This window comes from Lysinibacillus sp. NPDC056232 (assembly GCF_042267565.1).
Classification (GTDB): Bacteria; Bacillota; Bacilli; order Bacillales_A; family Planococcaceae; genus Lysinibacillus.
Genome location: NZ_JBHJTF010000014.1, coordinates 23,793 through 36,951, shown reverse-complemented (window position 1 = coordinate 36,951; position 13,159 = coordinate 23,793). Strand labels below are relative to the sequence as shown.

General features: G+C 33.0%; 15 protein-coding genes, 2 pseudogenes and 1 other annotated feature. Of the genes and pseudogenes, 8 read left to right on the top strand and 9 right to left on the bottom strand.

What is annotated here, in order from left to right:
* Nucleotides 1-190 precede the first annotated feature (190 nt).
* Nucleotides 191-415 (bottom strand) — a binding site (T-box leader).
* A 630-nt stretch (nucleotides 416-1,045) separates the two neighbouring features.
* A complete protein-coding gene (locus ACFCYJ_RS12490; RefSeq protein WP_376074256.1) occupies nucleotides 1,046-1,798 on the bottom strand; it encodes a glucose 1-dehydrogenase in 753 nt (250 codons plus the stop codon).
* A gap of 225 nt (nucleotides 1,799-2,023) precedes the next feature.
* On the opposite strand from ACFCYJ_RS12490, the gene ACFCYJ_RS12485 reads away from it, so the two are divergent.
* Nucleotides 2,024-2,644, top strand: coding sequence for a TetR/AcrR family transcriptional regulator (locus tag ACFCYJ_RS12485; protein WP_376074255.1), 621 nt, complete (start codon nucleotides 2,024-2,026; stop codon nucleotides 2,642-2,644).
* Between the two features lie 71 nt (nucleotides 2,645-2,715).
* Here the strand turns inward: ACFCYJ_RS12485 and ACFCYJ_RS12480 are convergent, their stop codons facing one another.
* Entirely contained in the window at nucleotides 2,716-3,540 is an 825-nt protein-coding gene (locus ACFCYJ_RS12480; RefSeq protein ID WP_376074254.1) for a DNA alkylation repair protein, read from the bottom strand.
* 263 nt (nucleotides 3,541-3,803) lie between these two features.
* Between ACFCYJ_RS12480 and ACFCYJ_RS12475 the strand changes: the two genes are divergently transcribed.
* Nucleotides 3,804-4,757, top strand: a complete 954-nt coding sequence (locus tag ACFCYJ_RS12475; protein ID WP_376074253.1) for a TRM11 family SAM-dependent methyltransferase — start codon at nucleotides 3,804-3,806, stop codon at nucleotides 4,755-4,757.
* Nucleotides 4,758-4,955: 198 nt separating this feature from the next.
* Here ACFCYJ_RS12475 and ACFCYJ_RS12470 read toward each other — a convergent pair whose 3' ends face one another.
* Nucleotides 4,956-5,183: a hypothetical protein gene (locus ACFCYJ_RS12470; protein ID WP_376074252.1), complete on the bottom strand. Its 228-nt coding sequence runs from the start codon at nucleotides 5,181-5,183 to the stop codon at nucleotides 4,956-4,958.
* A gap of 133 nt (nucleotides 5,184-5,316) precedes the next feature.
* Nucleotides 5,317-5,913 carry a protein kinase gene (locus ACFCYJ_RS12465; protein ID WP_376074251.1) on the bottom strand — a complete coding sequence of 199 codons (597 nt, stop codon included), beginning with the start codon at nucleotides 5,911-5,913 and terminating at the stop codon, nucleotides 5,317-5,319.
* Nucleotides 5,914-6,115: 202 nt separating this feature from the next.
* On the opposite strand from ACFCYJ_RS12465, the gene ACFCYJ_RS12460 reads away from it, so the two are divergent.
* The 4 genes from ACFCYJ_RS12460 (at nucleotide 6,116) to ACFCYJ_RS12445 (ending at nucleotide 9,308) form a co-directional block, all read left to right on the top strand.
* Nucleotides 6,116-6,310, top strand: a complete 195-nt coding sequence (locus ACFCYJ_RS12460) for a hypothetical protein (RefSeq protein ID WP_376074250.1) — start codon at nucleotides 6,116-6,118, stop codon at nucleotides 6,308-6,310.
* Nucleotides 6,311-6,410: 100 nt separating this feature from the next.
* Nucleotides 6,411-6,503 carry a DUF2196 domain-containing protein gene (locus ACFCYJ_RS12455; protein ID WP_376074323.1) on the top strand — a complete coding sequence of 31 codons (93 nt, stop codon included), beginning with the start codon at nucleotides 6,411-6,413 and terminating at the stop codon, nucleotides 6,501-6,503.
* Nucleotides 6,504-7,765: 1,262 nt separating this feature from the next.
* Nucleotides 7,766-7,969 carry a hypothetical protein gene (locus ACFCYJ_RS12450; protein WP_376074249.1) on the top strand — a complete coding sequence of 68 codons (204 nt, stop codon included), beginning with the start codon at nucleotides 7,766-7,768 and terminating at the stop codon, nucleotides 7,967-7,969.
* 964 nt (nucleotides 7,970-8,933) lie between these two features.
* Nucleotides 8,934-9,308, top strand: coding sequence for a DUF3888 domain-containing protein (locus ACFCYJ_RS12445; protein WP_376074248.1), 375 nt, complete (start codon nucleotides 8,934-8,936; stop codon nucleotides 9,306-9,308).
* A gap of 118 nt (nucleotides 9,309-9,426) precedes the next feature.
* On the opposite strand, the pseudogene ACFCYJ_RS12440 reads toward ACFCYJ_RS12445, so the two are convergent.
* Nucleotides 9,427-9,821 (bottom strand): annotated as a pseudogene (locus tag ACFCYJ_RS12440) (DUF6262 family protein).
* Between the two features lie 208 nt (nucleotides 9,822-10,029).
* Between ACFCYJ_RS12440 and ACFCYJ_RS12435 the strand changes: the two are divergent.
* Nucleotides 10,030-10,230 (top strand): annotated as a pseudogene (locus ACFCYJ_RS12435) (hypothetical protein); the annotation flags it as partial.
* 128 nt (nucleotides 10,231-10,358) lie between these two features.
* Here the strand turns inward: ACFCYJ_RS12435 and ACFCYJ_RS12430 are convergent.
* From ACFCYJ_RS12430 to ACFCYJ_RS12420, 3 genes are all read right to left on the bottom strand, one after another.
* Nucleotides 10,359-10,556 carry a hypothetical protein gene (locus ACFCYJ_RS12430; RefSeq protein WP_376074247.1) on the bottom strand — a complete coding sequence of 66 codons (198 nt, stop codon included), beginning with the start codon at nucleotides 10,554-10,556 and terminating at the stop codon, nucleotides 10,359-10,361.
* Nucleotides 10,557-11,204: 648 nt separating this feature from the next.
* Complete coding sequence (locus tag ACFCYJ_RS12425; protein ID WP_376074246.1) at nucleotides 11,205-11,582, bottom strand: SET domain-containing protein; 378 nt, start codon at nucleotides 11,580-11,582, stop codon at nucleotides 11,205-11,207.
* Between the two features lie 98 nt (nucleotides 11,583-11,680).
* Complete coding sequence (locus tag ACFCYJ_RS12420; RefSeq protein WP_376074245.1) at nucleotides 11,681-11,890, bottom strand: hypothetical protein; 210 nt, start codon at nucleotides 11,888-11,890, stop codon at nucleotides 11,681-11,683.
* Between the two features lie 416 nt (nucleotides 11,891-12,306).
* Here ACFCYJ_RS12420 and ACFCYJ_RS12415 point away from each other — a divergent pair, with 416 nt between their 5' ends.
* The gene (locus ACFCYJ_RS12415; RefSeq protein ID WP_376074244.1) at nucleotides 12,307-12,648 is read left to right on the top strand and encodes a hypothetical protein; all 342 of its coding nucleotides are present in this window, start codon (nucleotides 12,307-12,309) and stop codon (nucleotides 12,646-12,648) included.
* Nucleotides 12,649-12,747: 99 nt separating this feature from the next.
* Here ACFCYJ_RS12415 and ACFCYJ_RS12410 read toward each other — a convergent pair whose 3' ends face one another.
* Nucleotides 12,748-13,062 (bottom strand): thioredoxin family protein, encoded by a 315-nt coding sequence (locus ACFCYJ_RS12410; protein WP_376074243.1) that lies wholly within the window; start codon nucleotides 13,060-13,062, stop codon nucleotides 12,748-12,750.
* Nucleotides 13,063-13,159: the final 97 nt, after the last annotated feature.

Here is a 13,159-nt window from a genome sequence, read left to right as displayed (position 1 = left end):
CCTACGCAAATACGTAGGGACGATTAAATATCGCGGTACCACCCTAGTTATGAAGATATAACAAGAGGAAAGCCTTAATAAAAAACGTCCCTACGTAAATACGTAGGGACGATATAATATCGCGGTACCACCCTAGTTATGAAAATACAACAAGAATAAGTCCTAAATAAAAAACGTCCCTACGTAAATACGTAGGGACGATATATATCGCGGTACCACCCTAGTTGTGAAAAAATTCTTCACCACTTTATTTGATAACGGTATTCACTACCGTCTTCCACTTCCTCACAACATGTGTGATTTATGAAAGATGCTCCAGGTCGAAATTCATGATCATCTATATACTGATTCGCACCAACCACCAGCTCTCTGAAAAAGGGAGATTTTCACTACTTAATCCTATCATTGCCCAAATATTAATTTTCCGAATTGATACTATCATTTTTATCACACATTAAAAATAGAGTCAATAATTTTTTTGAATTTTTATGTATTATCCTTTTTTTCGCTATTAAAATTCGAAATATGACTTTTGAATGAATACCCTTTCATTACTTATGATTTGTACTTTAGTAAACTTCCTTAGGAGTAATTACGGAATTTAGGAAGAAAAAACTTTTGTGCCAAAAAAGCCCCAATCTGTTAGTCACTTCTCCTAGATCTAAATAGATAAGAACCAATTGTTTTGAATCAAGGTCTATACAAAAGATATTATCTACGTCTTTTGCAAATGGTAGATACAGATAATAGTATTTAAAACGATTTTAATACAATCCAAGCATCGTTTTCTGCGCCTGTAAACAACGAGGGATAAAACCCCTTTTTATCTTTATCCTACCATAAATATTAAGGTCCGCTACCCTAACTATTCTCTATCTAGTCATTTCTTTAGCTTACTTATTTTTTTGTTTCACACCAGAATCTATTTGCGTATTCACTTCCTTTTTCAATTGAAATTTTTCTACTTCCGCATGTAATAACAAAAAAACTAGGCTCACATACTATGTGAAACCTAGTTTTTTATCTCAAGTTTAATTGCTCTTTATTAAATAGCTGTCCAACCACCATCAATAACTAATTCTGCACCTGTCATAAAGCGTGATTCGTCAGATGCTAAAAATACAACGCCATAGGCTACATCTTCTGGTTCACCAAAGTATGGAAGCTGTGTATACGTTTTATAGAAAGGAAGGGCGCCTCCTTCTTCCATCGTTGGTGCTGTCATTGGTGTTACGATGATACCTGGATGTACGGAATTTATACGGATTTTATCTTTTCCGTATTCAACTGCAGCTGATTTTGATAGTACGCGAAGTGCCCCTTTAGCCGCTGTGTATGGACTTGTACCTGCCATACCAACAATACCGCCAATGGAAGAAATATTGATAATAGAGCCCCCGCCTGCTTTTTGCATTTCAGGAATCACATATTTCATACCAATAATGCAGCCATTTAAGTTAATGTCCATTATTTTATTCCATTCATCCATTTCCATGTTGGCAATCGTTTTGGGTGAAGAAACACCAGCATTGTTCACAAGTACATCGACTTTACCATATGTCTTCACTGCTTCGGCAATGACGGATTTCCAAGCATCTTCAGATGTCACATCATGCTGGATCCCTATAGCATCCCCGCCACTTTCTTTTATTTCCTTTACTAATTGATTCAATGGCTCGATTTGAACATCTGTAGCGATAACTTTTGCCCCTTCTTGAGCAAATAATTTTGCTTCAGAAGCACCCATCCCCATTGCTGCCCCTGTAATAATAGCTACTTTTCCATTTAAACGACCCATTTTAAAACTTCCTCTCTATATTTGTTAGGTATCTATTCCATTTAATAAAACGACTAATTCATGAACATATTAACAACTAGTTGTATTCTCGACATCGTGTCGTTAATATAAGTATATCAATACTCATAAAAAGGGCAAACAACACATTTCATAGATTCGACGCTTTATCAACGAACTTATAGCCAGTGTTGTAAAAATAGCAAAAATAAGACAAGGAGCTTAAAAATGTCGAATAAGAAACAGAAAATGGACCCTCGGGTTATGAGGACGCGCCAACTATTAAGAGACGCACTTGTGGAATTAATTGACGAAAGAGGCTATGAAAAGATTACTGTACAGGATATTACAGAGCGAGCGACCTTAAATCGTGCTACCTTTTATCTACATTATAGCGATAAGCTCGATCTTCTCTATCAAAGTACAAAGGAAATATTAAATGACTTACTGAACAATCTTAACGTTACATTCGAGGACAAGGTGGAATTTGATTTTTCAAAAGATGCAGATGAGCCGCACGATACATTTATGCATTTATTCGAGCAAATTTCTTTAAATAGCAAGTTATATAAAGTGTTTTTAACTGAAAAAGACATTCCTTATTTCTTTTCAGGCTTGAAGAAAATCATCATCGATTTTATCTCAAATGGGATAAACTTTACGCAGCCTGATGATAAAAAGCTCACAGTTCCTCGTGAATTGGCTGTCAGATATTTTGCTGCTGCCTTTCTCGAGGTAATTGTTTGGTGGTTAGAAAACGATATGCCTTATTCACCAAAATTTATGGCTACTCAGCTCATGAGAATTACAGTGAAGGGTCCTTATCTTGAACATCCTTTTGGAAAATAAAATAGAGATTAAAGTTAAAAGAACCATCCTTTTTTTAGAATTAAAAGGATGGTTTTATCATATATAACCAATTAACTTTTTATTATTGTTCTTTGAGCCTTTTTAATGATTCTCTCAGTTGCCTTGGTTGGAGATTCTTTTTGCCATTCATCACAAAGGTTTTTTACCCACTCTGGTTGAGTTTTGCTAGCATCATTTAGCCAGTTGCCGACAGAATCTTGAACATACTTTGACGGATCTGATTTAAGTAAATGTAGAATAGGAAGTGCGATTTGCGGTTCTTCCTTTAATATTTCTATATGCTTTGTCCATACTCCGCGAGGACGGATTGATTCTAAACTAAACCTACGAATGTTTTCATCTTCACTTGTCGCCCATTCCGTTAACAAATCTACACTATGCTCAATATTTGCTGAAAGGTCCTCCCTAATTGACATCCATGCAATTTCTCGGACACCAAAATGATGATCTGCTGCGAAAGAACGGATATACAACAATTTCTCTTCTAAAGAATAATCGTTGTTTTTATTCATAAACGCTGCCCAACATCGGACACTATCCGATACATGATGAGAGCATTTTTTGATTAAATCCTCTTTTTTAGTAGCACTTTCATCTATCATGACTGTATCTAATAAGCTCCCAATTAAACGTATAGCCTTCATTCCCGTTTCGACTTTTTGGTTCTCTATCTCCGTTCGTATAAATTCTAATTTTTCTTCTAGCCCTATGGATGGTAGAACATTTTTTACTAAAGTAATATGGTGAACCGCTTGCCACTCTGTTAAATTAACACTCTCTATTTTCCCTTGATTCAATAACGTTAAAACTTCACTTGGGATATCGCTAGCCTTTCTAGCTCCCTTTCTATTTAAAACGTCTTCTTTTACAACCATTTAACACCCTCCTGTATTTGTGTGGAACATAAAATTCGACCTGTTGTAATGAATAGATGTCTATTTTTATATTATTTCTTCTTGCAGATTATTTCCACTATTCCCTCTAGTTAATTATGCCTCGACATAATTGTGAATCGATATTGATATCGAGTGGCTTGATAGAGTCACCTATGATACGATTACCAAATAAACAACTTCATTTGTTTTTTATGAGCGTTAGTGAAATCAAGTGAACAACAACTTAAAAGGATGATAATCAATTGAATAACGAACAAAATAACAGTAAATTTATATACACATATGTACATCATGTTGATGAATATGATCTGTGCAGAATGGAGATGCGTTCTTTTTTTAATCTCGATTCCCAATCAAACTATATAATAAGCCCTATTAAAATCGATCCAAGTCGTAGCCCTTTTATGCAAGACAGACTTGAAGTGCTATATGAAGAAAACAGCATAGAGAACATCAAGACATTGGTGAAGGATTTAACAGTAAAGGAAGCAACTTATAAAGTAGTTTGTTTAAATAGTATGGATATAGGTGAAGAGAAGAAAATTCATCTTCCAGAGCGTCGATTGATAGAACGTGAGGTAGGATTGTGCATGGAGGGCGAACCAGACCTAAATGAGCCTGAAATTGTATTTGGTCTTATTTTAATAGATGGCATATGGTATTTTGGGAAGCATATGAAGAGTGAATCCATTTGGCATAATCATTTACACAAACCAAACAGTTATTCAACGGCACTTAGTACTAGAGTAGCTCGTACTGTTGCGAATATCGCCGTTCCCCAGCCTCAAAATATTCGTGCAATCGACCCTTGTTGTGGTATAGGGACAGTAGTAATTGAAGCCCTTTCTATGGGAATTAATATTGAAGGGCGAGATATTAATTACAATGTTTGCCAGGGCTCCAGAAAAAACATCACTTATTTTGGGTTAACAGGCAACATTACATTAGGTCCAATCTCCGAAGTTAAGGAACATTATGATGTCGCTATCATTGATTTACCCTATAACTTATTTACGCATATATCAACCGAAGATCAATTTGATATTCTAAAACATGCTCGACGCATTGCTGATAAGGTGGTTGTCGTTACGATTGAAACAATCGATGACATGATAGAAGATGCAGGTTTTGTTATAGCAGATCGATGCATTGCTAAAAAGCAATCGTTTTTACGTCAAATTTTAATATGTGAATAAAAACACGTACTTTCTATCATTGTCCGATAGTTTCGGGAGTGCGTAAGCAGCCCTTATCTGCATATCATTTCTAAAAAAATCAGCTACATAAAACAGAGACCTTGACAACTATCTAGGCCACTTTCTGTTGGTTTGAAATACAGTTTGATTGAAAATAAAATGTACCCTATAAGATAGACACTTAATAAAAAGCCTCTCTTATAGGGTAATTTTTTTTATAATGAATTTAATCAGTGGAACCAAAAAAGATGACGCCTCAGTTACCCTGTTCAATGTAGATATCTCTTGTTCTTCTTTTGTACTTAAAGGTTTTTGTTTCTCTTTATTTGCAACAGCAGTATCAGCTACTGAGGATTTAATTAACAGGTTCAATAATGCTATTCCCACTATAAATATTCCAGCAATAATCAGTATCTTTTTTAACATACAATACCTCTCGTTATGAGAGCATGTCCTGTATATCCAAAAAAATGTCATTAAACACAATGTCCTCTTCTTGAAGTAACGGCTCCGTTAGTTTGTACAATATTTCATAAACTTTCCGGCATACTGATTCTCCTTATTCCTTACCACAATCATAACAACATTTGTCTTTGTCATTATCTCCATACATACGAAGTTCCTTTTCTAATCCACAAACGCTGCAAAAGTCAAAATGTATTTGCGGAAGTATGCCCTCTTCGGCTAATGGAACCCACTCTTTTTCATATAAACTCTTTGTCATACCATAATCGGTAAAAACAAGTTTACTCTCATTGTTTAAACCGTAATTACTACTGTCTTTTAAATCAAAACAGTCGAAGTTTTTATCTAATATTTGTAAAACCTCATCAAACAAATTAGGGATCAAGCGTCGGTATTCTTCAACCTTTACCTCATACGAATGATTATCCTTTAGTTCTAAAGGTTTGTAATATTTTTGCACAGATATGAATTCATCAACGTAGTATGTCTGAGCGAGTAACGTGGCGAAACCTTTATCAGCCATTGAAGTGTAAATTTCTAATTCATTTTTTGATTGTTTATAACCGATTGGATGCAAATGTACTTTTATTACAAAATCCAAAACTCTATATACTTTTCTTGTAGAACCTATGCCAACAAAATTTTCATCTCTACAATACTGATTCCAATTTTGAATTATTTGTTTAAGCATTGTTTTCCCTCCTTACACAACTAAAAAACTTAATTGTATTGTATATAAATTCAATACTTTATTACTTTTTCCTTCTTGATGTAACCTGCTCCGTTAGTAAAAAAGCGTCTTCACTTTTTGTAAGTTAAAGTGGAAAGTTTCACAAATGATAGAAAATAGATTATACTAGACTAACAATCATATTCAAAAAGGAGCATTTCCTATGACCGAGAATAATCATTCTGAAGTACCCAAAAAAAAAATCAGCCTGCAAGAGGCAGTGAAACAGCAGCTTGAAAACAAAAAGAACCATTCCTCTTCTTATAAAGGAAAAAAGAATGCCGACCTTTCAACAAAAAAAATGAAAAGCCAGCAAACGAAAAAAACAAGCAATACCCGTAGAAAAATGGGTGTCTAATTTACGGACAATATCGGGAAGACATATTACCAGGCAAAGCTGTTGATATTGTTAAAAAAGGATCGAAAAAGGGAAGATTACCTGAGATATCGTTTAGGATATTTTCACCAAATTCGACGCCCTTCCCCACGGAATTAAAGTCAGGCTTATAGATGGCCAGATTGGACCTGTACAGGAAATCCACTCTAAATAAAAGAAGTGAAAAAGCATTCAAGGGTGAACTGTTCCCTGAATGCTTTTTTAAATTATTTTATTCTTTTCATTTTATAACGTGTTTAGCTAAATCCCGCCCAGACTTTCTTTCGTAAACCATAGAGAAGAACAATAGAAAAAAATAAAAGACTAATTATTCCACGAAGGATACTACCATCTACAAAGAATAAAACTACATTTATCAATACCGATATAATAAATAAAATGACATATACCTTAAATATCTTTTCTTTTCTTTGTACCTCGTGTTGGAATTGATACATTACTTTTCACCTCGTATTCCTCATATTCTTGATTATACCTTCCTCTTAATTAAACTGTTCGGTTAGTAAAAAAACGTCTTCATTTGTTGTAGAAACGCCTTCGTTCTAAATTCTTTCCATAGAATATTTGACCTATCAATTCTTAAGAATGTATTGCCTTATTTTAAATATGTAATTTTTTCCTCATTCAACTAAACTGCTCCGTTATTTCAATAAAGAAAAAAGAGCTGCCTATGCAACTCAATGATCTTCAAGTAAAGCACCCGTTAGCCATCCATGAAGCGCAAAAATCTGCTCTTCACCACAGAAAATGAAAGATGATTAAGTTCTTTCATGGGAGTTTAAGAAGAACAGCGAAGCTTATTAAACAATCACGCCATATTGTTGAAGATCACAAAATATAAAAAGTGACGACTGCATACATACGTTGTAATGAAGTAAACTATATTATTAAAAGCACAATGATTTTGTGCTTTATTAGTTTAGTTTGACTCTTCAATAGGAGTTGGATAATTACAGAATATAAGGTAGGAATTATTAAGAAAAGAAGGAGAGATACGATGTTCGATCAAGCTGCGTATTTTATTTTTAGAGCCCTGGTAATTCTAACGGTTTTGGTTGTTGTGGTTGGAATCCCACTTGGGGATACACTGTTTAGAAAAAAATAAAACTGCATCCGTTAGTTATCTTAGGGTGACAACCTTCAAACGTATATAAATAAAAAGACCAATCATATTATATATATAAAATATGATTGGTCTTTTTTTATATGATTTTGTTCTTAACGATTGTTGTTCTACCTTGTCTTACTCAACTAACGAGGCAGTTTAGTTGAATAAGAGGTTTTTTTGCGAATGCGTTGAATAAGTTAATATATGTAAAATATTGAACAAAAAGGGGTGCTTTACTTCAAGTCTAGGGGTAGCACTTTTTTCTTAAACTAACGCAGGATAGTTCAATTATTTATAGGGGGCACTTTATGATTAAGTCTTTAAAAGGGCAATTTTTCTTATCTATATTTGTTGCTTTTGGCTTTGTTTATGTTAATTTTTCTAGTATTGAGTTTATTGCTGACAAGAGGGATCCGACCGTTCGGGTAATATTTTTTTTCATTATGATTTTATCGGTGTTTAATGCGGGATTATTGACGGAAAAATACATTCAAACAAGAAAGAAGAAATAACTTTTATCCAACTAACGGGGCAGATTAGTTGAATAAGAACTTTGGTTTTCCTTCAGTATTGATTTAAAACTGCGTAAGGAAAATGCTAACAGGGATATTTATGGTTAAGGATTTTGTAAATAGCTAAACAAAAGTGAGAAAGTTGTTAGTATAGGGGATATTCAAATTACGTATATGTATAAAGATAAATTGTATCAAGCGAAATCAATTAAATTCTGCGATATTTTAATACAAAAAAAAGCAGGAATGTTAGTTTAAACAACATTTCTGCTTTACTATCTTTTTTTAACCGACGCTGTCTTCCGATTTCTCAATTGTTTTTTTCTTTATTATATAACCTATACATCCAATTATAAACATAAGAAGTGAAATTACTTCTAGAAGTGGAAAAGTATACATACCAATTAACCCTGCCCAAGAGTTTCCTGTCACATACTGAGGTATTGTTATAAGAAAAAAGCTGATTATAGGTGAAAAAATTAGTACAGAGAAAACTCCCCAAATAATTAAATTTAAGCTCCAAGAGCGTTTATAAGTTAGAAAGAAAGCCATTATAAACAAAATTGTAAACACTATGAATAAAGAGATTAAAATTTGAATCACACTCCTTAAATTCCCTAAATTTATAATTTACACCAATTATACTTTATTTAATATTATTTTATCATACCTTAAAAACATTAGAATACACAAAATGAGCATATAGCCAATTCAATTGATTATTGATTCAAATTGGAAGTTATGTTATTCAACTAACGGGGGCTTTAGTTCAATAACGATCTTCAACAATCGGGCGCTATTGTGGAAGAAGCGTCGCTGTTCTTATTAAACTAAAGGGGTGCTTTACTTAAAGATCGTTGAGTTGCGTATGCAGCTCTTTTTTCTTATTGACTAACGAAGAAGTTGAACAAGAATATTGCTTTACCTAAAGCAAATACTACCTTTTAAAAAGGTAGGTGATTAGATGAAAAAGATATCAGTAATATTTTTATTGTTATTAATTAGTTTAACATCTGTTTTAACTTGGAAAAGACCACAGATACCAGAGAATGTCAGTGCTGAAGAAATACATTCCGATTTTTATGATGTATTATTGGTGTTATTAGACCCGTATGCAAGGAAAGTAATTAATAAGGAATATCCAAGTCGTAGTTATGCACTTTGGGATGTAGAAATATTAGAAATTAAACGATTAACTGGTGGATATTCTCAGTATGATTTTACAGTGAAAGTAAAATATGATACGTATACAGGTCCTTTTAACCCACCTGAAGGTCCTATTACATTAACCTTTCTTGTAACAACAGAAGGGGTTTCATTAAAAAATATTCAGAAGTAAGTCCTTATATAGCTTTCTACCCTATTCAACTAACGGGGTGCGGTAGTTTAGTAAGAGACAGCGATTGCTGTCTCTTTTTTATGATCTATGTAACAATGTTTTACTACAATAGCCTTTGTTATAAATTTTTCATATAATCTGCTAGTTCCGTACTTTCTGTTTTACGTAATTTTTTGTTTTCATCTTCCAACTCTTCAATTCTTTCTTCCAATTTCTTAATTCTCCGTCTAAGAGAAGCATTCATAGCGTCTTGATTTGCTTCGTCTCGCTTAACTCTTGCATTACTATATGCTTTTTCTTGTTGATCTCTTAAAAATTCTATGCGTTCTCGAATATCAGAATGATTATATAAGGTCGCTTTCGTTACGCCAGCTTCTTTTGCTACACTGTTGAAATTAATACCTTAGAATCCTTAGTAAGCCGTTTAATGGCGTTTTCAACCTTTTCTTTTGTCTTACGTTTACGTTCCTCGTGTAAGTGCCTTATTTGCTCTTCTCGGTTGATACTAGCCATTCTTAACACCTTTCTTTCTCATACGTTCTAGTTTTCTCTGCATACGTTCTAGTTTTCTCTGCATACGTTCTAGATTACCGAAAATGACGTTTCCACTTTTAATGGTATTATATATGTCTTGGTATACCATCTTTGACTGCCGTATCGGGAACTTTTAATATTGCTATCAAAATTAAGTTCTTTCTGATGTGGCTATCGGGGATTAGGATGGATGGAACGAATTCAAGGCGTTGGTACATATTATTTGAATAGTTACCTCTACTGGTATCGTTGGCTTGAGGTACATAAGAACTTGGCATTTGAAAATCGGGTAGAGCAAATGCTTATTTCAGCTTGTCAAAAATCTAACTATTTCACAGTTGAAGCATTAAGAAAAAACAAAAAGCACCTTTATTCAGATGCTTTTTAAGCAAATTCAGTGGTTTCATCGCTATGTTGAATGAATATCTGAAAGAAAAAGTGCAGTAAGGGGGACGTTGGACAGGGATAAAAACAGACTGTCCATAGACAGCCTATTAAATAAATTTATCTAGTTTTTTACATTTCTTCATTAGATTTTTTAGCAAATGGCGTTAATATAATCCCTGCAAAAAATAAAATGTTACCTGTCCATTTTATCCATCTATAATATTGGTGGTCTTTTAAAAAGTAAAATGAAGTAAGGATAATAATAATACCGATAATAATACTAGCGATAGCAATCATCCACTTTAAAGTAATCGGAATTTTTGACATTCTTAAGTCCCCTTTTTATGTATATTTTTTGGAAATAATTTAACACATTCAAATGTACCATATATAGGGTTTTCTGTAAAAAGCATATACTATTAAATATTTTTTAATATACCGTCCAAAATTTAAAGGTAGTTAATATTTAACATAAGTCCTCGCACGCTACAGCAAACTAATGGACAATATGAGGAAAATAATAAGTAAGGTAATCCACTACTTATTACGAATATCCAAGAATTTATGAGAAATCATATTTAAACTAACTGAGTGCTTTAGTTAAAAACTCGGTTTGCGAAATATCAAAACAATCTTTTAGAAAACAGCCTTTTTAAAAAAACAGGATTGAGTTCTACAAATTGTAGAATTCAACCCTGTTTTTATTTTTCACCTTATTGAACAACGATCTTTCTGAAAACAGCAAGTTAAATTTACTTTAGCAATTTAAAACAGATCACTTGCTAACCAAAATGCTCACACATTTGCTCACATAATTATTTTTTTGAGTTAATTTTATTTAACACAGTTTATTTGAGGATTGCTTAAAACCTTGATAAATCAGACTTAATCAAACTGCATTTACTAAGTTAAACTAGTTTGATTAAGTGACTTTACCCTTTTTGGATCAACGCCCTGATTTATTTTAAATCCTTTTTATTCCTGATCAAACCATAGTGGATCTTTGTCATCAACGTCGCCATTATAATTGATTAGAATTTCATCTCCGGCTTTAATATCCGTATAAGCAAAGAAGTCAAAAGTTTGGTTTTTAAAATTAATCTCATAAGTTGCATTAGGTTCATAAGAATGGTTAAACAACATACCATAACCAAGAAGGATAGCAGTTCGACCGATCCCATACTCAAAAGCGTAATCAGCGAGTAACGTTTGCTCAATGTATTGGTGTTGTTCATTTGGATAAGCAATGACAGGGGCTTCGTGTAAAAGCTGTCCTTTTTTGATATCACACGTTGCAAATACCCCTCTATTGAATTCTCCATCACTTAATGGAGATATTTTGATCTCTATCATGTTTGTTCTCCTACTCACTTTTAAAATATTCTTTGTAGCTGTAATCATTGAACTTTTATTATATTGCTAGTTCATTTAAACACTTCGTTTATCATTGATTAGCGTGACTCTTTTGGCGGTTGGCAGACGTCACATTTACGTTGATGTTTATTTTTAAACTTTGTAAATGTTTTTTCAAATTTACTACCACACGCACATTTAAATAGTAACTTTTGAGAAAAACCGTGATATTCCGTCGTTAGTAACTTACTTTCCGAATTATTCTCAACAAATTCTTTAATTTTTTCAATCGTCCATTTTTTATTCAATCTTTTACACCTCTATATTTTATCTCTATGCGGAGGCTTTCATGGCATCCGTTCAGTTATAAGGAAAAGTCTTAATTACCTTAAGTTACTCATTATAACACGAGCTGGTATATAATCAAAACAGATTGAAAAAATCATATTTGACTAACATTCTACTACAAACATTTATGTATCAACGGTCTACCACTTTCATGTTGGGAGGAAATATCCCCCTGTTTTATTTATGACGGTACTTCTAATGATACAAGCGCAATCTTCCCGGAATTCGAAAAGACTTCATACACGCTAGAAAAAGCAGCAATTGTGCCTTTTTAAAAGGAACAGAATAGCACCCTATTGGAATGGTCATCTGCTCCACCGAATTATTTGCTTTTTACAATATATGTTAATATATTAACAAAAAAAGGAGTGATATTTTGACGAATTCCTTTAGCAAATATATAACATATATACCACCGCTCATTTTAATTATTGAATTAATTTATTTCGGAATTCCGGATGTGAAGCCTGTTTTTGTTTATGAATATATAATATTTTTCGGAGTATCGTATTTATTTGCAATTCTTCAAGATTTTTTTAATCCAAGTGAAAAAACAGATATATTACTACGGGTTGTCATGATCATTAGTTCTCTTATCCTATTGATTACATCCATCTACTATACAGCCACGTTTTCGATTATATTTTCTACGATTATGTTCGTTGCCATTAGTTTCTCATTATATTTAGCAATCAAGCCAGACAAGCAAGAAGATTAATCTTTTGCTTGTCTGGCTTCATGAGAGCTTCTTCGGAACATGCTGTACTATCATTTTTTTAGATGTTCATCCAAAATTGTCTTTCAGCTGTTTATCGAATCATAATCCGATCATTTGCTTAAGTTTTTCAAATGGCACATATCCAATAATTGGTTCACGTAATTTATTATGAATAATCAATCGAGAATGAGGAATTCCCATTACCTTATATTCCGCTGCAATTTCTGAGCTTTTTTCAACATTCACCCTTATTATTTTCACCTTACCACTGAATTCCTTATTAAGTTCTTTAAGCACCTCTTTGAACATTTTACACGGGCCACACCACTCAGCCCAAAAATTTATTAACACAATCTTTTTAGTTTTTAAGTGGTCTCTTAATTCTTCCTTTGTTGTTACCTGAACAATTGACATTATTCTTTTCCTCCTTTTTGAAAATAGAAAATAATCTTGAAGTTATAATATGCTTTAAATTATTATTAGACCCTACTCTCTCTCCTTTATCACACAT